General features: G+C 61.3%; 18 protein-coding genes and 2 pseudogenes. 9 read left to right on the top strand and 11 right to left on the bottom strand.

Annotation, left to right across the window (positions count from 1 at the left end; translation table 11 throughout):
* Positions 1-24 precede the first annotated feature (24 nt).
* The gene (locus tag CS390_RS11280) at positions 25-816 is read right to left on the bottom strand and encodes a PhzF family phenazine biosynthesis protein (protein WP_099774443.1); all 792 of its coding nucleotides are present in this window, start codon (positions 814-816) and stop codon (positions 25-27) included.
* A gap of 187 nt (positions 817-1003) precedes the next feature.
* Between CS390_RS11280 and CS390_RS11285 the strand changes: the two genes are divergently transcribed.
* The 6 genes and pseudogenes from CS390_RS11285 (at position 1004) to CS390_RS11310 (ending at position 4685) form a co-directional block, all read left to right on the top strand.
* A complete protein-coding gene (locus CS390_RS11285; protein WP_099774445.1) occupies positions 1004-1468 on the top strand; it encodes a DUF3429 domain-containing protein in 465 nt (154 codons plus the stop codon).
* Positions 1465-2784 (top strand): AarF/ABC1/UbiB kinase family protein, encoded by a 1320-nt coding sequence (locus tag CS390_RS11290; RefSeq protein WP_099774447.1) that lies wholly within the window; start codon positions 1465-1467, stop codon positions 2782-2784. Before CS390_RS11285 ends, CS390_RS11290 begins: the two co-directional genes overlap by 4 nt.
* Before the next feature lie 88 nt (positions 2785-2872).
* Positions 2873-3082, top strand: a pseudogene (locus CS390_RS25300) (LysE family translocator); the annotation flags it as partial.
* A gap of 101 nt (positions 3083-3183) precedes the next feature.
* Positions 3184-3654, top strand: a complete 471-nt coding sequence (locus tag CS390_RS11300; RefSeq protein ID WP_065757805.1) for an anti-virulence regulator CigR family protein — start codon at positions 3184-3186, stop codon at positions 3652-3654.
* A gap of 109 nt (positions 3655-3763) precedes the next feature.
* Entirely contained in the window at positions 3764-4240 is a 477-nt protein-coding gene (locus CS390_RS11305) for a hypothetical protein (protein WP_099774449.1), read from the top strand.
* Positions 4241-4478: 238 nt separating this feature from the next.
* The gene (locus CS390_RS11310; RefSeq protein ID WP_065757807.1) at positions 4479-4685 is read left to right on the top strand and encodes a hypothetical protein; all 207 of its coding nucleotides are present in this window, start codon (positions 4479-4481) and stop codon (positions 4683-4685) included.
* A gap of 227 nt (positions 4686-4912) precedes the next feature.
* Here the strand turns inward: CS390_RS11310 and CS390_RS11315 are convergent, their stop codons facing one another.
* From CS390_RS11315 to CS390_RS11360, 10 genes are all read right to left on the bottom strand, one after another.
* Positions 4913-5473 carry a UPF0149 family protein gene (locus CS390_RS11315; RefSeq protein ID WP_099774451.1) on the bottom strand — a complete coding sequence of 187 codons (561 nt, stop codon included), beginning with the start codon at positions 5471-5473 and terminating at the stop codon, positions 4913-4915.
* A 177-nt stretch (positions 5474-5650) separates the two neighbouring features.
* Entirely contained in the window at positions 5651-6979 is a 1329-nt protein-coding gene (locus tag CS390_RS11320; protein WP_099774453.1) for a hypothetical protein, read from the bottom strand.
* A gap of 214 nt (positions 6980-7193) precedes the next feature.
* Positions 7194-7973 (bottom strand): SDR family oxidoreductase, encoded by a 780-nt coding sequence (locus CS390_RS11325; protein WP_099774455.1) that lies wholly within the window; start codon positions 7971-7973, stop codon positions 7194-7196.
* Complete coding sequence (locus CS390_RS11330) at positions 7973-8761, bottom strand: SDR family NAD(P)-dependent oxidoreductase (RefSeq protein WP_099774457.1); 789 nt, start codon at positions 8759-8761, stop codon at positions 7973-7975. The genes CS390_RS11325 and CS390_RS11330 overlap by 1 nt, the downstream gene beginning before the upstream one ends.
* Positions 8754-9578 (bottom strand): molybdenum cofactor biosynthesis F family protein, encoded by an 825-nt coding sequence (locus CS390_RS11335; protein ID WP_099774459.1) that lies wholly within the window; start codon positions 9576-9578, stop codon positions 8754-8756. Before CS390_RS11335 ends, CS390_RS11330 begins: the two co-directional genes overlap by 8 nt.
* 60 nt (positions 9579-9638) lie before the next feature.
* Positions 9639-10331, bottom strand: a complete 693-nt coding sequence (locus tag CS390_RS11340) for a helix-turn-helix transcriptional regulator (protein WP_099774461.1) — start codon at positions 10329-10331, stop codon at positions 9639-9641.
* Between the two features lie 27 nt (positions 10332-10358).
* Complete coding sequence (locus CS390_RS11345) at positions 10359-11657, bottom strand: FAD-binding oxidoreductase (RefSeq protein ID WP_099774463.1); 1299 nt, start codon at positions 11655-11657, stop codon at positions 10359-10361.
* Between the two features lie 110 nt (positions 11658-11767).
* On the bottom strand, positions 11768-12208 hold the full coding sequence (locus CS390_RS11350) for a heme-binding protein (protein WP_099774465.1): 441 nt from the start codon (positions 12206-12208) through the stop codon (positions 11768-11770).
* A 49-nt stretch (positions 12209-12257) separates the two neighbouring features.
* Positions 12258-13517: an MFS transporter gene (locus tag CS390_RS11355; RefSeq protein ID WP_218195298.1), complete on the bottom strand. Its 1260-nt coding sequence runs from the start codon at positions 13515-13517 to the stop codon at positions 12258-12260.
* Between the two features lie 99 nt (positions 13518-13616).
* The gene (locus tag CS390_RS11360) at positions 13617-15104 is read right to left on the bottom strand and encodes an aldehyde dehydrogenase family protein (protein ID WP_099774467.1); all 1488 of its coding nucleotides are present in this window, start codon (positions 15102-15104) and stop codon (positions 13617-13619) included.
* 358 nt (positions 15105-15462) lie between these two features.
* On the opposite strand from CS390_RS11360, the gene CS390_RS11365 reads away from it, so the two are divergent.
* From CS390_RS11365 to CS390_RS25655, 3 genes and pseudogenes are all read left to right on the top strand, one after another.
* Positions 15463-16632 carry a p-hydroxyphenylacetate 3-hydroxylase oxygenase component gene (locus CS390_RS11365; protein ID WP_099774469.1) on the top strand — a complete coding sequence of 390 codons (1170 nt, stop codon included), beginning with the start codon at positions 15463-15465 and terminating at the stop codon, positions 16630-16632.
* 75 nt (positions 16633-16707) lie between these two features.
* Positions 16708-17646, top strand: a complete 939-nt coding sequence (locus CS390_RS11370) for a p-hydroxyphenylacetate 3-hydroxylase reductase component (RefSeq protein WP_065757819.1) — start codon at positions 16708-16710, stop codon at positions 17644-17646.
* A 537-nt stretch (positions 17647-18183) separates the two neighbouring features.
* Positions 18184-18723: pseudogene (locus tag CS390_RS25655) on the top strand (methyl-accepting chemotaxis protein); the annotation flags it as partial.
* Positions 18724-18825: the final 102 nt, after the last annotated feature.

Below are 18825 nucleotides of genomic sequence, written 5' to 3' on the forward strand. Positions count from 1 at the left end.
ATGGCGGCTCCATTTCTGGCCGCTTTACACGCTAATGAGCCCCTCTAGATATTGCACCGCGTGCCCTGATACAAACACCCGGCCTGCCTCAATGCGGCAGTCCAGCACACCGCGTCGGCGTGAGGCCTGCAACGCTAACAATCGCGATTTCTTCAAACGCTCTGCCCAAAAGGGTGCCAACCCCGCATGAATGGATCCGGTGACCGGATCTTCGTCACCGCCGTTGGCTGGCCAGAAGTAGCGCGAGACAAAGTCGTACTGCTCACCTGGTGCCGTCACGACCACATCACGCGGGCCCAATTCGATCAATTTGTCGAGCTGTGGCACCACGGTCTCGACCTGCTGTTGATCGGCATAGATGGCAAAGTAGGCTTGTCGGTTGACCCAATATTCGCTGGGCGTGATCGAAAGACCTTCCACCAATTGGGCAGGCACATCAACAAGCGGCTGAGGCGCGAGCTCAGGAAAATTCAACTCGATCTCACCGCTGGGTAACTGCGTCACCGGGATCTCTCCAACCGCCTTGGCCCAGAACGTGATGCATTTGGAGACACCCGGTTGGTTGAACAGCACAAAAGCGCTGGCCAAGGTTGCGTGGCCGCAGAAGTTGATCTCGGTGAGTGGTGAGAACCAGCGAATCTCATACTGCCCGTGCGCGTTACGGACAAAGAACGCTGTTTCCGGTAGCGAGTTTTCAATCGCAATTGACTGCATCATCTCTACGGGAAGCCAAGACTCAAGGGGGACTACGGCTGCAGGACTGCCGGAGAAGACTTCGGAAGTAAATGCATCGACTTGGTAGAGTTTAAGGCGCATGAGGAGTCCATTCGAAACAGGGGGGAACGGTACGTTAGCAAGAGGGTTCCGTGTCCAGTAGTGACAGACCTGTGTTTTTTGGAGGATACAGCCGCTCATTTGGATACGGGTTGAGCGCATACGCTGAAGTCACGTCGGGGCTTTTGGGCCTACAGTCTTAAATGTCTGCGATTGATAAGGAGTTCAAATGAACCTGTTGTCTTCGACCTTGCCGCCACGACACGTTGCTCTGCTGGGTTATGGCGGCTTGCTGCCGTTTATCGGTCTGGCGCTGCTGCTCCCGTTTTCTCTTGAATATCGGCCGTTGTGGTCGGTGGCGCTGGTCACCTACGGCGCGGTCATCCTGAGCTTCGTTGGCGCCTTGCACTGGGGCTTCGCCATGACCGTGCAAGACCTGAGCGCCGAGCAGCGCCGCGACCGGTTCATCTGGAGCGTCATCCCGGCCCTTGTCGCGTGGGCTGCCACGTTACTGCCGGTGTCCTGGGGGTGTTTGCTGTTGATCGTCGGGTTTGTTGCCCACTATTGGCAGGACCGGCAGCTGTTTCGGGTCATTAGCTTGCCCGTTTGGTATCTACCGATGCGATTGCGGTTGACCAGCGTGGCGAGCCTCTGCCTGCTGCTTGGCGCGGGCGTTATGGCGACCCACTCGTGAAGCCGCGAGAGCCCGGTTCGTCGTCTGTGCCGGGCAGTCGTTTGTCGCGGCTGATACGTTTTGGCAGCTTGGCCTCGGGCGTTGCGAGCGGCATGCTGGCCGAAGGCGCTCGGCAGTTGGCACAAGGCAAACGTCCGGCGCTCAGTGACCTGCTGTTGACGCCTGGCAATGTACAACGCGTGGCAAATCAGCTGTCGCAACTGCGTGGCGCCGCCATGAAAGTCGGGCAGTTGTTGTCGATGGACGCAGGCGATTTGTTGCCGCGCGAGCTCAGCGACATCCTTTCCCGTCTGCGCTCGGACGCGCATCCGATGCCCATGAGCCAGCTGGTGGCAGTTCTCAACGAAAGCTGGGGCAAGGGCTGGGAAGGGCGCTTCGAACGGTTTTCCTTTACCCCATTGGCGGCGGCGTCCATCGGCCAGGTTCATGCGGCGCAAGGCAAAGACGGCCAACGGCTGGCGATCAAGGTGCAATACCCAGGCGTGCGCGAGAGCATTTCCAGCGATGTGGACAACGTCGCTACCTTGCTGAGCATCTCTGGGCTGCTGCCTAAAGGCATGGACGTTGCGCCGCTGCTCGAAGAGGCCAAGCGTCAACTGCAGGACGAAGCGGATTACCTCAAAGAGGCCGAGCACTTACGGCACTTTCATCAACTGTTGGCCGACAGTCCTGACTTTCTGGTTCCTCGTGCGTACACCGAGTTCAGCTCGCCAACCATTCTGGTGATGTCTTTCGTCGATGGGGTCGCGATGGAGTCATTGGAGCACGCGCCTCAGGCAGAGCGCGACCGGATTATCGCGTTGCTGTTCGGCCTGCTTATGCGCGAGGTGTTCGAGTTCCAGTGCGTGCAGACCGACCCCAATTTTGCCAATTACCGCTATCAGCGGGACACCGGCCGGATGGTGTTGCTCGATTTCGGCGCCACGCGCCGTTATGCCCGCAACAGCACCGAGGCCTTTCGTCGCTTGCTGATTGCAGGCCTGCGTGAAGACCGCGCCGCCATCACCGACGCCGCGCTGGCCGTCGGCTACTTTCAGCCTGAAACCCTGCCCAGACATCGGGCGTTGCTGACCGACCTGATCGCCCAGGCCTGCGAGCCGCTGCGGCATCAAGGCGCCTATGACTTTGCGGCCTCTGACCTCGCCGTACGCCTGCGCGATGCCGGGTGGAAACTGGGCGCCGACCGCGACTTCTGGGGCACTCCGCCGGTGGAGGTGCTGTTTTTGCATCGCAAGATGGGGGGCTTGTACCTGTTGGCCGCGAAGCTGAAGGCGCGGGTGAATGTGCGGAGCCTGTTTGAGCCTTACTTGGTTTGAACGTTTTGCGTGCAAACAGCTGGCAGGCAATGCTGCTCACCTAAGGGCAACGCTGCAATTCCTTGCCTGCGCCGCAAGGCTTTTCTAGCCCCAACGGGGCTCAGCCATACAGATGTTGGTGTACGGCATAGGGTTCGCTGCGCTCACCGCGGTGGGATTTGCGCTCATGGGTGTGTTTGCCACAGCGCTATCGCAGTGCCTGCGTCAGCGACCGCGACTCGTCAATGGGCTGAACGTGGGGGCGGGGCTGACCTTTGTCGCGTCGGGTATGTCGATTGCTGCGCTCTCTCAGAAGTAGCAGTCGATGCGCCGCCGTACGTGATGAGCGAGTGTTTATGGAACCAAAAGCCTCTGGAGCGTCTACATTCCAGAGGATCATCACTTTCTGAGAGTACGGATATGTTCAGATCTCGCGCGTTGATTGCAGCGGTTACCTGTTTGACGCTGGTTTTCGGTTCTGCCACGGCTGTGGCTGATCCTGGTAATGGCAAAGGGCAAGGTGGGGGCAAGGGAAACCCGCACAATAGCCAGGACTACGGCAACCAGGGCGGTCATGGCAACAACGGAAAAAACTCAGGAGGCAGTGACTGGCATAATGGCCCCAGCATCAACCGGGCAAGTGTCCTGGGCATCGTTGGTGGCTATCGAGATTACTGGAGCCCAGGGCCAGCCTTGCCACCCGGCATACAAAAGAACCTGGCCCGCGGTAAGCCGCTTCCGCCGGGAATCGCTAAAAAGCTCGATGGTCGGCTGATTGGCAGGTTGCCTCACTATGATGGGTACGAGTGGCAACAGGTGGGTGCTGACCTGATCCTGGTTACGCTGGCAACCGGGCTCATTTATGAGGTCATCAACGGTGCTTTCGATTGACGATTGAGTGATCACCGTCACAAAGCACAGCCGTCCGTCGTGAGGGCGTGAACTGTTGAGTGGTTGGCGCGTCATAGGACGTGCAATATCAACCTTCACGGAAGCCATCATGCGTTTAAAAAACAAGAGTCTCGTTGCTGTAATGTCGTGCGTCATGGCGCTTGCAGCTGCCCCATTGCTCCCTGCTGGCCTGTCCATCATGGGCTCCGCTTATGCGAAGGATGGTGGTGGTCACGGTGGCGGTAATGGTGGTGGTCATGGCGGGGGCAATGGCGGCGGCAATGGCAATGGTGGTGGTCACAGTGGTTCAGGCCACGCCGGCAACGCTGACAGTAACGGTCGTGGTAAAGGGCTGGACGCTGATCATGCCGGCAAGGCTGTTCGCGACCATGGCACAAGCGGCAACCACTTCGGCAGTGATCGCAATAGTGATCGCGGCCATGGCACCACGACGTCTGGCATTGCCCATTCCAAAGATACGCGCGGTGTCACTAAAGCCACTGCAATTTCGACGTCTACCCCAGGCGACCACAATTCGAAGGGGTTGAGCAAAGCAGGGACGTCGGGATCGAAAAAATCGCATTGAAATTGATGGAAGGTCTTCAGGACTGATGCGCTGACCTGAACGTCTGGCTGAGCATTGCAGTTTGCTGCTTGAGTTCCTGGCTTCAAAAGCCCCGCAGATCAACGTCTGCGGGGCTTTTTCGTAGAGGGACGGGAGGCGGTTGTTTCTGGTTCTTGGCAATTGGCCACTATTTGAGTGCCTGCCGAGTTCTGATGCTGATAAAGTGGTCGCCACAATCACTTTGGGAAGGAGATCCCGCATGAAGTCTGCTTTAGCATTGGTGTTCACAGCCGCTGTCGCTGCATCCGTGACCGGCTGCGTGGTACAGAGCACCTATAGCAAATCTGTAGCAGTTACCAAGGATGCAACTGGCCGTGTGGTCCAGACCGTAGAGACTGAAACGGTTGTTCAGCCAGGCCAAGGCTATCCGATTCGCCTGGAAAAAATTGCTGGTGTTCAGCCTTAACAGTGGGGCTGGCGACAGAGTGTTTGAACACTCGGCTTGTGCCTAACGCTGTCCATGTAAAGAAATAGCGCCGTTTGTCTTTATAAAGGAAACGGCGTTTTTTGGGGCGCGTGATGTGGTTGATCGAGTGAGTTCAATCACTCCAAGGGCTGAAGTGACTGCACTATGGTCTTGCGCGGTCCTTTCAGTCGCTTTTCGTGAGTGGGGGGCTGCCTTAACCAGGCCAATCATCCCTGGCGCTGAGCAACCCAGTAGTCATGCAGTGCGCGGGCAGCCGGCTCGATGGCCTCTACCTGCAAGCGGTGCCGAAGCACATCCAAGTCTGCCGGAAGTTCGAAGTTGTCTTGTTCGGCGCAGGTGCTGATCGCCTGGAACAGTGCCGCTTGAGGTGCTGGCAGCTCAGGCCAGTTGCCTACGGCGACCCCGCGCAGGTAACCGAAGCACCATTCTTCAGCCAGCGTGAGTGCCTGGCCCTGGTGTTCGGTCTGTTCAAAGCGTGCCTTGAAGGCTTGCGCGTCGAGGGCCAATTGCGAGGCCAGCGTGTTCATGTGGCGTACGCTCAACTCAATGAACTGCCTGCACTCCTCAGGGCTTTCCCAGTCCGGGTTTTGCCCGCCCCAGATGGCCGGGAACCACTCGGCGATGTCCACCTGCACAGGGCTGGAGACCAGCGCGGTGAAGTAGCCGTCGAGTTCGGAGGGGTTGAGCACTGAGTGATCATCGCCGTACTTCAGCAAGGTGTCTTCGATAAAGGTGAAGTCAGTGGCGTCTAGGGGATGGGTGTGCATGGGGCTGTTCCTCGGTCTACGCGCGTAACGTGAGAGCGTCGCTTGAAAAAGGCGTGGAGGATGGCGCTTCTGGCGGTTTTAATCCAGCCCGGCTTGTTGGGGCCACGCTGACCTGCAACGTACCCAGCCCTCTGGATGCGACCACCGCTCGATGTGTGCGGTGGTCATGTGGAGTCGTTAGAACGGAACGGCCACGGTGAGTTGGCTGTAGACGTTGGTGCCGTTGCCGCCCACCTGGTTGCCGCCGTTGGTTTCATCCTTCTTGGGTTGGTACAGGCCAACCAGCGGGCTGATCACCAGGTGCTCGTTGACCGCCCATTCGACGTACAGGTCCAGTTCGCGAGCGTCCAGGTTCAGCGCATTGCTCTTGTGCAGGGTGTTGAAGTCGAAGTACAGCGCGCCGACGGTGACGTTTTCCAGCGGGTTGGCCTTAAGACCAACGTGGTGCACGCCGGTGTTGCTGTTGAACGGGCCGGAGTAGTTGGCGGCCACTTCACCCTGGAACCAGGTGCCGTAGCCGGTGCTCAGGCCGTTGAATAGCGGGTCCCAGCCTTCGGAGTAACGGCTGTAGCGGTAGGTCAACTTCGGTGCCCAGGCGACATCGGCAAAGGTGTAGCCGGCCTCGGCGTACCAGGCTTTTTCGGCGCCAGCGTCCTTGTCCTGCCAGGCGTACTCGAAGGCGAAGCTGGCGTTTTCGATGCCTGCGTTGCCTTCGCCGCGCAGGCTGTAGACATCCATGCCATCACGTTGCTTCTGGAAGTCGCTGGCCCATTGCTCGCTGACACCCAGGCCATGAATCCAGGTCAGGCCCAGGGTGCCGACGTCAGCGGTGTAGTCCAGGGTGCCGGCGGCCAGTTCGGTCTCGGCCTGTGCGCGGTTGTCGGATTTGAGCCAGAGCATGCTGCCATGCAGGCCGTCCTTGCCTCCCAGGCGCAATACGGCGGTGCGGTCAAAGGCATGACGGGCGGCAAGGTAGTAAGCGCCGCCACGGTTCAGTGCGCCGTCGGCCGGGCCGTTGCCCAGGTTCGGGCCGTCGTCGTTAAGCAAGAAGCCGCTGCCGATCTTGACCACCTGGCGGCCTGCGGAGATATCGACACCGTCCTTGCCCAGCACCGGGAACAGATCGGCTGAACGCCAGCCCAGGTAGGCGTCTTCAATCTTGGTGGTGCGTTCGGAACCGTCGGTATTGCCTGCCGCGTCGCCGTCACCCCAGGTGCCCGAACTGACCCAGTTGAGTGCGCCATAGGCCGTACCGTTGCCGCCCAGCCCTTGATCGCCGCTGACGCCGTACTTGATGAAACCTTCCCGCCAGGTGGAGCCACCCGTTGTGCCATCGTAGTTCTTGCGGCTGTTGAACAGGCCATAGACCGCGAGAAAGTCGGCGTTCAGGTGTGTGTCGTCGTCGGCATACAGTGCGTAAGCCATGGCGGTCTGGCTGGTGGCGAGTGTGGCGACGCTCAGGCCGATGGCCTGTACCCACGGCAACAGGTGAATTTTTTTACCCATGAAACTCTCCCTCGTTTTTTCTTCGTAGCACGGACGGCTGCGTTTTTTGATTGAAGGACTACCTTGTTCAGACAAGATCGTCGTCGCGTGCTGGCTGGCGACGGGCTATTAGCGCGTTGTTGTGGGGGGCAAGTCTTGTTCGTGGCTGCCAGTGCCCTTGATCCCGGCGGCCAGTGTCGGCAGTTGCTCGGCTGCCGCCACGGTCGCGTGTTGCTCAAGGATGTTGCGGGGCTGAGGCCTGGGTTTCAGGTAGCGTTGCACCGCCGTCGACAATGAGGGTTTGCCCGGTGATGTAGGCAGCCCGCTCCGAGGCCAGGAACAGCATGGCGTTGGCGATGTCCTGCGGTTCGCCCAGACGACCCAGGGGAACACCCTGAGCAATGCGCGCATTGAGTGCTTCATCGCCCAGGTTGGCCATTGCAGGTGTACGCACCATGCCCGGTTCGACTCCGTTGACCCGCACGTTGCAGGCGGCCAGCTCCAATGCCGCGCTGCGGATGAAACCGTTGACCCCGGCCTTGGACGCGGCGTAGTGGCTCAGCCCCGGAAAGGCGACCCGGGGACCGGTGACCGATGAGGTCACAAGGACAGTGCCGGCGCCCTGGCGCTGGAACAGTGGCAGGGCGCCCTGGGTCAGCCAGAACAGTGCCGAGAGGTTCACCGCCAGTGTGCGCTGGAGGACCTCGGGGGTGATCTGGGCGAACGGTGTCAGGGGAAAGTAGCCTGCGTTATGCACCAGCACATCCAGCCGCTCAAGGCGTGCGAGCAGGCTGAAGATTGCCCCGGGGGCCGCCAGGTCGATGCCAATGGCTTCGGCCGTTCGACCTTCGGCCTGCAATGAAGCCACCAAGGCGTGCGCCTGAGCCAGGTTGAGATCAGCGATCAACACCTTGGCACCACTGGCGGCGAAGCCCTCGACGATGCTGCGGCCTATGCCTTGTGCGCCGCCGGTGACCAGGACGGTCTGCCCGCTGAAGTCGAAGTGTGTACTCATCAGGCACCCTCCAGGTGGGTGTAGGCCAGGGTCGGCACATCGACGATGCTTGAGCCGCCGTCCGCAGCAATGACCGCCCCGGTGATGATCGAGGCCTGGTCGCTGATCAGAAATTGGCAAAGCGTGGCGATTTCGTCGGCACTGGCCGGGCGCCGCAGTGGCACATCGGCGGTAACCCGACGGTAGGCCGCCTCCAGATCTTCGTGGTAGTGCTGCATCAATGGCTGCATTTCCTCATCGGCCATGGGCGTGCGCACCCAGCCTGGGCAGACGCAATTGACCCGCACGCCCAGAGGGCCGTAGTCGCGCGCCAGCGACCGGTTGAGGCCGATCAGCGCGTGCTTGCTGGTGGTATAGCCGCACACTTGCGGGCCCGCAGCGAGAGCGGCAATCGATCCCATCAGGACGATGCTGCCGCGTCGCTCGATCAGCAGCGGAAGGCAGGCGCGGGCGCTGTGGAAGGCGCTGTCGAGGTTACTGCGCAGCGCTGCATGCCAGCCGTCGTCGGAGGTGCCCAGCGCCGCACCAAGGCCATGCCCACCGGCGCAGGCGATCAGTGCGTCGAGGCCACCGAAGCGCTTGCGGATCTGCTCGATGAAGCCGGCCCAGGCCTGGCTGCTGGCGGCATCGCCGACCAGCACCAGCGCGCCCGTTGCGGCAGCGACCTGTTCCAGTGCTTCCCGGCGACGACCGACCAGCACCAGGTTGGCGCCCTGGTCGGCCAAGCGTCGCGCGCAGGCTGCACCGATCCCGGTTCCGCCACCGGTAATCAGGATCGTCTTAGTCATGCGCGTGGACCGTGGTGTTGACCAGGTTGCAGTAGGAGGACACCGGGAAGTTCGACAGTTCATCGAAACTGCCGCCGGCATAGCCGAAAATCTTGCCGTCGCTGCGGTGGTTTTTCAGGTCGATCATCACCAGGCCCAGCGTTGGCACGATCTTCTCGCGCCAGACGAACAGGTAGAGCTGATCGGCGATCTTGTAGTAGTGCGCGCGGTCGGTGTCGCACAGGCCTTGTTCGACACCTTTCAGGCACTGCCAGGCGTAGTAGTGTTCGTTCAGGTAAATGTGCTCGTAGACCTCGGTCGGGCTGTAGCGGTAGCAGTTACGGATACCGACCAGTTCTTGCGTCGGTGCATGCGGGCAACTGCCTTCGCGCCATGGTGTGTCCAGGCTGCCGTGGAAAAATTGTGCGTCCACGCGGGTCAGGCTTTTCCCGGCCAGGGCCAGGTGGTAAAGGCCCTCATGGGTTTCTGGTTCACGCGGCAGACGGCCGATAACGGCGGTAAAGGAGTGTGTCAGGGTGTCCAGTACCAGCGAGATCGACCAGTCCTGGCCGTGCTCGCTCTTGAGGAAATCCACCAGGTAGATCCCCGGGCGTATCGAGGTCGCGCGGTAACTGGCACTGCCGCTGGAGTGGCCGTCGGCGGCGGCCCAGTGCAGCTGTTCGGCGTCGAAGCGGTGGACGATTTCCCAGCCATTGGCGAAGAACAGGTTGAATTGCTTGCCGGTCAGTTCGGCGAGCTGCGGCAGGATAAACGCTTCGGGGGCGAAGCCCTCGGCCAGGGCGCCTACAGTGATCCAGTCTGAGTGGGGGGTATTCATGGTGGTTGCTCGTGCGGTGGAAGATGCACGGATGGTGCCTCCCGCTGGCGCACGGCGGTATCAACCAGAGGGTTGAGTTCCAGTGTTTTCCGGGAGGAACAGTGCCCCGACCAACTCGGTGCGGTTTTTCACGCCGACCTTGCGGAACAGGTTGATCAGGTGGGTTTTCACCGTTGGCAGGCCAAGGTCGAGATGGCGCGCCAGTTGTTTGTTGCTCACGCCTTCCTGTAACAGCACGGCTATCTCGCGTTCGCGTGGGGTCAACCGTTGCAGGCGATCATCCCTCGGCGTGTTTGGCAGCTGACGCGCCGCTAGTTGCATCAGGCCGTGCAGCGGTAACAGGCTTTGCAGTTCGTGCGCCTGGAACAGGCCCAGACCGCTGCAGCGCAACAACGACAGGCCGGCGGCCGGGCGGCCATCGACGTGGGCAATTACCTCGACCACGTCCACCACCTGATGCTGGTTGAGAAAGCGCTGGTACCGGCGGCCGTTCGCCTCGCTCTGGTAAGCCAGGCCTTGGCGCAGCGACACCACCGGCAAGCCGATGGCCATGCAGTTGCTGGGTTGCAGTGGGTCGAGGTGACGGTAGTGCTCCAGGTAGGTCTGGTGCATGGGCGCTTGCATGCCCAATAGCTGGAAATCACAGGCTTGTAGCTGCGTGTCGATGCGATAGAACGCCCCTAGCGACGTGGGTACCTGCTGGCTGAAGGCGTGCAGGCAGTGTTGGCCGAGTGCTTCGGTGTAGGCAGGCATGGTGCAGTCTTCGTCCGCAGCAGGGGGTTAACGGCGGCCAGACCAGAAGCCTGACAGTTGGTGCCAGCTTTTGCCGGCACTGAGCAGCAGTGGCCGGAAATGATCCTTGCCATACACCTGAATACGTCTGACCGAACTGATCAAGTCGTAGCGCGCCGAGCCTTCGCTCATGCCCTCGGCCAACACCTTGCAAATGATGTGGCTGGGGGTGACGCCAAAGCCCGAGTAGCCCTGCACGAAGAAGGCATTGGCGCGGCCGGGCAGGGTGCCGATCTGCGGGAACAGGTTGGGGCTGCAAGCCATTGGGCCACCCCAGGCCAGGTCGATGTTGACGTCCTTCAGGTACGGGAAAATCTTCAGCATCAGCCTGCGGTTCCACGCTTTCAGGTCAAGCGGGATGTGCTCGATGAACGGTGTGGCTGAACCGAACAGCAGGCGATTTTCACGGGTGACGCGGTAGTAGTCGATGATCGGCCGAATGTCGCTGTAGGCCCCACGGATGGGGCTGATGCGCTGGATCAGTGCGTCCGACAGCGGCTCGGTCATCATCTGGAACGCATAGGTGTTGATCGTGCTCTTGTGCAGCTCGGGCTCCAGCTTGTTGAGAAAGCTGTCGCAGGCCCAGAGCAGTTTGCTTGCCTTGACCGACCCTTTGGCTGTGCGCACGGTGATCCGTTCGCCGTAGGACACCTCCAGTGCCGGGCTGTACTCGAAGATCTTTACGCCATGACTGGCCAGTGCCTGGGCTTCCCCCAGCAACAAGTTCAAGGAGTGCACGTGACCGCCGCCCATGTGCAGCAGGGCGCTGCTGTAGGCGTCCGAGCCGATGATCTGCTTGACCTCGGCGCCGGCCAGGAAGCGGATCTCGTGTTTTGAATCTAGGGACTTGAACGCTGTTTCCCAACTGCGCAGGGTCTTTTCCTGGCGGCGGTTGAAGCCCATGTAGCCATAGCCGTGGCAGAAGTCCGCGTCGATGGCGTACTTGGCGATACGCGCCTTGATGATGTCGGCACCGAGGTCACTGATCTCGAAGATCGAGCGCAGGCCCGCTTCGCCGACATCCTGCCTGATCTTTTCCAGGTCGTGGCCAATGCCCGCCATGATCTGCCCACCGTTGCGCCCGGTGCCGCCAAAGCCCAGGTAGCGTGCCTCCAGCACAACGGTATTGGTGATGCCTTTTTCGGCTAGCTCCAATGCGGTGTTGATGCCGGAAAAGCCACCGCCAATGACCACGACATCCGCTTCCAGGTCGGCTTGCAGGTCCGGGAAGTGCAGGTCGTACTTCCTGGTCGCTGTGTAGTAGGTTGGCGTTTCGATGTTGATCATGGCTGCCACCTGGAACAAAGGTTGTGAGGTAAAACAGGATGCACCCTTTGAGGCGACGGTGCGGGCCTTGGCCGTCAAGCGAGCTAGAGGTGTAACCGTTGATCTTGAGTCTAGTGGCCGAGCAGCGTGCTGACGCGTTCGACGGCGGCCTCGGCACAATGGCCATCGACGGCTTCGGAGGCACCGGAAACGCCAATGGCGCCGATTACCTGCCCCTCATGCAGGAAGGGTGCGCCACCACCAAACAGGGCCATATTGCGTTGCAGCGGCAAGCCTTGGCGGACGCCCTCGGAGCACTTCTCCAGGCGGGCTTGCCAGCCCTGCGTGGCGATGCCGAAGCCCACGGCCGTCAGTGCTTTGTTCAGGGCAATGTCCTGCGATGGCCGGGGCGCCCTGTCCATGTGCGCGCTGTGAATCGGCAGGCCGCTTGGGTCGACCACGACCAGGCTGATGCGTACCTGTTCTTCTTCGGCTTTTTCCAGGGCCGCTTGCAGCGCCTGCATGGCCAGTCGCAGGGTGATGGTGGGTTGCTGGCGTAGCAGTTCGTTCATGTCGCGACCTTGTCTGTTCAGTGATCGGTTGAAACGGCCGGGTGCGTGCTCAATGCGTTTCGCTGGGCTGTGCCTGTTGCCGGGCGCTTCGGCGTTGCGCCAGCAGTTGCCAGGCGCAGTAAAGCAGGAGCAAGGCGCCGGCGATCTGCATGGCCCATGGGCCGCCAAAGCGTGCCGCGAGCAGGCCGGCGAGCAGGCCACCGATGGCGTCGAAGCCGAAACGGGTCGAGGTGTAGAGCGATACCACCCGGCCACGCAGCACTTCAGGTGCCTGGCTCTGCAGCAGGATGTTGGTGCCGACGTTGTTGATCGTCACGCCGAAGCCCAGCACTGCCATTGCCGCCAACGACAGTGCCAGCTGGGTACTGGCCGCAAACACCAGCAAGGCGACGGCACTGGCGCCGGCGGTGGCGATGATCAAGCGCTGCAGTTGTTCGGCGGACCGGTGAGCGGCGAGCAGCAGGGTCGAAAGCAGCGAGCCGAACCCGGCCGCCCCCCAAAGCCAGCCCAGCGTCCTCGCATCACCGGCGAAGATGTCCCGGGCGAACACCGGCAGCAGCACGGCGTAGCTTGAGGCCGTGATGTTCACGATCAGTACCCCGAGAATCAGGCCGCGTACCGATGGCGTCTGCAAGGCGTAGGTCAGGCCTTCGCGGAAGACGCTGCGCATGCTGCCATTGGCGCGCACACCGGCGCTCATGCGCACGGCCAGCAGGCCGGTGATCAGTGCGCCGTAGGACAGCGCGTTCAGGGCGAAGCACACCGCCTCGCCGGTCATGCCGAGCAGCAGCCCGGCCAGCGGCGGTCCGACGAAGCGTGAGCAGGTAAACAGCGAGGCATTCAAGGCCAGGGCATTTGGCAGGTCGTCGACATCATCGACGAAACGGCTGAGCAGCGATTGGCGCAGCGGTGTGTCCACGGCATTCAGCACGCCCAGGACGAACGACATGAGCACGATCAGGTTCGCGCCAATGTGGCCGCTGTAGGTCAGCAGCGCCAGTAACAGTGCCTGCAGGCCCAGCAGGCTCTGGGTCAGTATCAGCAACCTGCGTTTGTCGTGGCGATCAATCCAGGCCCCGGCAATCGGGCCGACAAACAACTGTGGCAACAGGCTGGCGCAGGTGGTGATGCCCAGCAGCGCTGCGGAATCAGTCAACCGGTAGACCAGCCAGGACAACGCCACCATCTGCACCCAGGTGCCTAGCGTGGAAATCGCATGGCCAACGAAGTACAGGCGAAAGTTACGGTGGCGCAGCGCCCGGATCGAGGAGGGCCAGCGAGACGACGTGGAAGGTTGGGGGTGGTTCACGACAAGGCGCCCGTCAGCGGCTGATAATGTTCACATATTAACTTAGTGTGCCGTCCTGTCATGCGCCTGTGCCAACAGATTATTCGCCTTGCACCGCGTTCAGTAGCGAATCATCACCGACTTCAGTTCGGTGAAGTCATCGATGAAGGCCCCACCGAATTCACGGCCGATACCCGAGGACTTGGTTCCGCCAAAGGGGACGGCCGGGTCGAGCAGGGTGTGCATGTTGACCCAGACCGTGCCGGCTTCGATTTCCGGTACCAGGCGCAGCGCTTTGGACAGGTCGTTGGTCCATAGGCTGGCGCTCAGGCCGTAGGCGGTGTTGTTCATCAGCGCCAGCAGTTCCTCTTCGGTGTCATACGGGAAGAAAGTCGCGACCGGGCCGAAGGTTTCTTCATTGAGCAGGGTGTCGTTCACCGAGTTGGCCAGGATGATCGTCGGCTCCACGTAGCAGCCGGGGCCTTCGCTGATCTGGCCGCCATGAATGATGGTGCTGTTTTCGGCGCGGGCGGTAGCGAAGAACCGGGCCAGTTTCTGCTGGTGTTGCTTGTTCGCAACCGGGCCAAACTGGGTGCTTTCATCCAGTGGCGAGCCAACCTTCAGTTGTGCCAGGCGTTTGGACAGCGCGTCCATCATCGGCTCGATCTGCGAGCGGTGGACGAAGAAGCGTTCTGCGGCGGCGCAGATCTGCCCGGAGTGAAGGAAGCCGGCTTCGATCATGCCATTGACGGCCTTGTCCATATCGACGTCAGGCAGAAAGCCCGCCGAGTTCTTGCCGCCCAGCTCCAGGGTGGCACGGGTCAGTTTGGCACCCATCGCGCCTTGGCCCACGGCGATGCCGGTCGGGACCGAACCTGTGAAGGACACCTTGTCGGTGCCTGGGTGCTCGATCAGCGCCTTGCCGACACTGCCGCCGCCGGTCAGCACGTTGAGTGCTCCGGCAGGCAGGCCCGCTTCACTGGCCAGCTCGGCGATGCGCAGGATGGTCAGCGGGGTGAACTCGCTTGGTTTGATGATGATGCTGCAACCGGTGGTCAAGGCCGAGGCCAGCTTCCAGATCGCGATCATGGTGGAGAAGTTCCACGGCACAATGCCGACCACCACGCCAATCGGTTCGCGCAGGGTAAAGGCGCTGTAGCGCTCGCCAGCAAAGGAGGGCAGCGACGGGGTGATGGTTTCGCCAGTGATCTTGGTTGCCCAGCCGGCGTAGTAGCGCAGGAAGTGGGCCGCCTGATCGACCTCGAAGGCGCGCGAAACGTGGATGATCTTGCCCGATTGGCAGGTTTCGATCTGCGCCAGCTCCTCACGGTGGCGCTCCAGCAGGTCGGCGAGCTTGAACAACACGCTGGCGCGTGCCGCCGGGCTGGTGCGTGACCAGACCTTGAAGCCGCGATTGGCCGAATCGACGGCGTGCTCGACATCGGCCTGGGTCGCATCGCTGACCTGCGCAATCGCCTCGCCAGTGGCCGGGTTCAGCACCGTGAGCCTGTTCGTTGAGCTGCTGGCGACATAACCGCCGTCGATGTACAGGCTATGGTCGCGCTCAAGGAAGGCGTTGACCGAGGGAAGCAGTGCGATATCGCTCATGCTGGGCAGACTCCAGGCAGGGAAGCAGGCGGCGGCTTGCCGCGCTGAAATAGACGTATGGCACGAGCTTACCCGGCGCTGGCGGGGCGATCTTGACTCTGCCTGTCAGCGACATGTCTGTGCCTGCCATCAGGCAGGCAGGCGGCTGCTGTCGGATATGGCCTGAAGGGGGTGTTGGCTATGGAAAGTACAATCTTCCATCTGGAACGTGCATTTTCCTGGGCGAGACTGCCTCGCATACTGGCCCGGCATTCGTAAGTGAGCGGCGCCTGGTCTACTGCGTCCAGCGCTCAATGCCGCAGCCAAATGGGTTTTGGCTGCGGCAGGTCACTTGGGTCCAATAATAATGAGCCAGACCATGAAAAAGCCAAACTCCTTGCTGGAAGATCTCAAGTCCATTCTGCCAACCATCGCCGCTAATGCGGACGAGGCCGAGAAGGCGCGTACCGTACCTGCCGAGAACATTGCGCTGCTCAAAGGCACTGGCCTGCACCGCGCATTTCTGCCGAAGAAGTTCGGTGGCCTGGAAATTTCCCTGCCCGAGTTTGCCGAGTGCATTGCACTTCTGGCCGGCTCCTGCGCCAGCACCGCCTGGGCCATGAGCCTGCTGTGCACCCACAGCCATCAGTTGGCGATGTTCCCGGCCAAACTGCAGGAGGAGATCTGGGGCAGCAACCCCGATGCCACCGCCAGCAGCAGCATCGCCCCGTTCGGGCGTACCGAAGAGGTTGAAGGTGGCGTCACCTTCAGCGGTGAAATGGGCTGGAGCAGTGGTTGCGATCACGCCGAGTGGGCGATTGTCGGCTTTCGCCGCAAAAACGCCGAGGGCATTCAGGACTACTGCTTCGCCGTGTTGCCGCGCAGTGACTACCAGATCCGCGATGACTGGTACGCTGTCGGCATGCGCGCCAGTGGCAGCCGCACCTTGATCATCGACAACGCCTTCGTGCCTGAGCACCGTATCCAGAAGGCCAAGGACATGATGGAAGGCAAGTCCGCCGGCTTTGGCCTGTACCCCGACAGCAAGATTTTCTACGCACCTTATCGCCCGTATTTCGCCAGTGGCTTCTCCACCGTGAGCCTGGGCATTGCCGAGCGCATGCTTGAGGTCTTCCGTGAGAAAACCCGTAACCGTGTGCGGGCCTACACCGGTGCTGCCGTAGGTGCCGCCACCCCGGCGCTTATGCGTCTGGCCGAGTCCACCCATCAGGTCGCCGCTGCCCGCGCCTTGCTGGAAAAAAGCTGGCAGGACATTGCCGAGCACAGCGAGCGCCACGAGTACCCAAGCCGCGGCACCCTGGCATTCTGGCGGACCAATCAGGGCTACGCTGTAAAGATGTGCATTCAAGCGGTTGATCGCTTGATGGATGCGTCTGGCGGCGGTGCGTGGTTCGAGAGCAATGAAAGTCAGCGCCTGTTCCGTGATGCGCACCTGACCGGTGCTCACGCCTACACCGACTACGATGTCTGCGCGCAGATCCTCGGCCGCGAACTGATGGGCCTTGAGCCTGATCCTTCGATGGTCTGACTCAGCGTTTTTTCTCGTCACGCGTATCGAATAACAACAAACGAGGCTGTCGTCGCGACAGCCCGGGAGTCTTGCATGTCCACCCTTACTGAAACCACCTTCGACGCACGGGCCTTCCGCCGGGCGCTTGGCAACTTTGCCACGGGTGTCACCGTAGTGACGGCTGCCGATGCCAGCGGCCGCAAAGTTGGCGTGACCGCCAACAGCTTCAACTCGGTGTCCCTGGACCCGCCACTCATCCTGTGGAGCATCGACAAGCGCTCGAGCAGCCTTGAGGTGTTCGAGGAGGCCAGCCACTTTGCGGTCAACATCCTGGCGGCAGACCAGATCGACCTGTCGAACAACTTTGCCCGCCCCAAGGATGACCGCTTCGCCGGGATCGTCTACGAGGCCGGTGAGGGTGGCGCACCGCTGCTCGCGGATTGCTCAGCGCGTTTCAGTTGCGAGAAGTACCAGCAACTGGACGGCGGGGACCATTGGATTCTGGTCGGCAAGGTAGTGGCGTTCGATGATTGCGGGCGTTCGCCACTGCTGTATCACCAAGGGGCCTACTCCATGGTGTTGCCACACACACGCATGACCAAGCGTGAGGAGGGGCAGCCGCCCAGCAGCAACTTCCAGGGCCGTCTGAGCCATAACCTGTATTACCTGATGACTCAGGCCTTGCGGGCCTATCAGACCAGCTACCAGCCTCGGCAACTGTCTACCGGCTTGCGCACCAGTGAGGCGCGCATGCTGATGGTGCTGGAGAACGATGCGGGGCTGGGCCTTGCTGACCTGCAGCGCGAAGTGGCGATGCCCGAGCGCGAGATCGTCGAGGCTGTTGCCAACCTCAAGCGCAAAGGGCTGGTGTCCGATGACCACGAGCGGGTGGTGTTGACGGGTAAGGGCATTGAAGAAACCGAAGCCCTGTGGGCGATTGCCCGTGAACAGCAGGACAAGGTGTTTGGTCAGTTCAGCGAAGAGCAGATCGAAACCTTCAAGACTGTGCTCAAGGCGGTGATCAAGCGCTGACGCCCTGGCAGCGGCGAACAACTACACTTGGCACGGCGGCGCAAGACGGCGATTTGGGAATACGGTCAACTCACTATCCCCCCGACTGGATAGCCAAACGGTGCGCTGATGTTTTTCAAACGCAATCACTGGGCAGGTGAGTTGACTGAGGTCTTGCTGCAAATAATTGCCGGCCAGCCCGGTGCGGCGCATCAGGCGCCGTTGCTGGCCAGCCATCCGCAGTTGCGGGCGACGCTGGAAACCCTTGGCGTCGAGCGCCAACAGGTCGGCCAGCAGTTGGCGCAGGCGCAGGCCACTGCGGCAGAACTGGCCACCCGGCTCGATCAGGAACAACACCATCTGCAGAGCGCACAGGCGCAGCAGACGCTTCTGCAACAGCGTTGCGAGGCGCTGCAGGCCGCGTTACTGGATCAACAGCACGAGACCCAGGCGCTTGTTCAACAGGCACAGATCTGGGCGTTGTTGCAGTCGACCCTCACCGAAGGCACCTGGGGCATCTCGGTCGCCCATGGCGATGTGCGCCATCCTTCCAGCTCAATGCGTATCTCTAACCCGTTCCGTGCACTGATGGGCTACCTGCCGCAGGAGTTGCCCGATGGTTGGGACGCGCAGGTCAGTATCACGCACCCGGACGACCTGGCTGAGATCATGGCGGTTTTCGACCGGGAGATCCTCAAACCCGGTGGTAGCGGTGAGTATGTGTTCGAGTACCGGATGCAGCACAAGACCCGCGGTTTTATCTGGTGCCGTGAGCGTGGTCGTGCGGTACGTGATGAACAGGGCGTGCTGACCCGTGTGTTGGGCGCGGTGCGCGACATCAGTGACGAGCGCAGTGCACAGGCCAGTCACGAACAGATGCTGACCCAGAATCAGGCGACTTACGCGCAGATCGCGACTGTTGTCGGGGTCATCAAGAGCATCGCCGAGCAGACCAACCTGCTGGCCTTGAATGCCGCGATTGAAGCGGCACGTGCCGGTGAGGTGGGGCGCGGCTTCTCGGTGGTCGCCGATGAAGTGAAGAAGCTTGCCGAAAGTACCCGCCAGGCCACCCAGCAGATCCAGGCCATGTTGCACCGGCAGTAAAACCAGCGAGGTCGGTTGCAGGCAAGCGCTCGACCTTCATATGTGGCAGGCTGCAACAAAGACGACGGCAGCCTCGGGCAAGACGATGAGCGGAGG

It is taken from the genome of Pseudomonas sp. HLS-6 (genome assembly GCF_002753995.1).
In the GTDB taxonomy this organism is placed as follows: domain Bacteria; phylum Pseudomonadota; class Gammaproteobacteria; order Pseudomonadales; family Pseudomonadaceae; genus Aquipseudomonas; species Aquipseudomonas defluvii.

Bases quoted from the DNA above. Each gene is read 5' to 3' on its own strand.
- CS390_RS11280 (WP_099774443.1), bottom strand. From the start codon at position 816: ATGCGCCTTAAACTCTACCAAGTCGATGCATTTACTTCCGAAGTCTTC.
- CS390_RS11285 (WP_099774445.1), top strand. From the start codon at position 1,004: ATGAACCTGTTGTCTTCGACCTTGCCGCCACGACACGTTGCTCTGCTG.
- CS390_RS11300 (WP_065757805.1), top strand. From the start codon at position 3,184: ATGTTCAGATCTCGCGCGTTGATTGCAGCGGTTACCTGTTTGACGCTG.
- CS390_RS11305 (WP_099774449.1), top strand. From the start codon at position 3,764: ATGCGTTTAAAAAACAAGAGTCTCGTTGCTGTAATGTCGTGCGTCATG.
- CS390_RS11310 (WP_065757807.1), top strand. From the start codon at position 4,479: ATGAAGTCTGCTTTAGCATTGGTGTTCACAGCCGCTGTCGCTGCATCC.
- CS390_RS11315 (WP_099774451.1), bottom strand. From the start codon at position 5,473: ATGCACACCCATCCCCTAGACGCCACTGACTTCACCTTTATCGAAGAC.
- CS390_RS11320 (WP_099774453.1), bottom strand. From the start codon at position 6,979: ATGGGTAAAAAAATTCACCTGTTGCCGTGGGTACAGGCCATCGGCCTG.
- CS390_RS11325 (WP_099774455.1), bottom strand. From the start codon at position 7,973: ATGAGTACACACTTCGACTTCAGCGGGCAGACCGTCCTGGTCACCGGC.
- CS390_RS11330 (WP_099774457.1), bottom strand. From the start codon at position 8,761: ATGACTAAGACGATCCTGATTACCGGTGGCGGAACCGGGATCGGTGCA.
- CS390_RS11335 (WP_099774459.1), bottom strand. From the start codon at position 9,578: ATGAATACCCCCCACTCAGACTGGATCACTGTAGGCGCCCTGGCCGAG.
- CS390_RS11340 (WP_099774461.1), bottom strand. From the start codon at position 10,331: ATGCCTGCCTACACCGAAGCACTCGGCCAACACTGCCTGCACGCCTTC.
- CS390_RS11345 (WP_099774463.1), bottom strand. From the start codon at position 11,657: ATGATCAACATCGAAACGCCAACCTACTACACAGCGACCAGGAAGTAC.
- CS390_RS11350 (WP_099774465.1), bottom strand. From the start codon at position 12,208: ATGAACGAACTGCTACGCCAGCAACCCACCATCACCCTGCGACTGGCC.
- CS390_RS11360 (WP_099774467.1), bottom strand. From the start codon at position 15,104: ATGAGCGATATCGCACTGCTTCCCTCGGTCAACGCCTTCCTTGAGCGC.
- CS390_RS11365 (WP_099774469.1), top strand. From the start codon at position 15,463: ATGAAAAAGCCAAACTCCTTGCTGGAAGATCTCAAGTCCATTCTGCCA.
- CS390_RS11370 (WP_065757819.1), top strand. From the start codon at position 16,708: ATGTCCACCCTTACTGAAACCACCTTCGACGCACGGGCCTTCCGCCGG.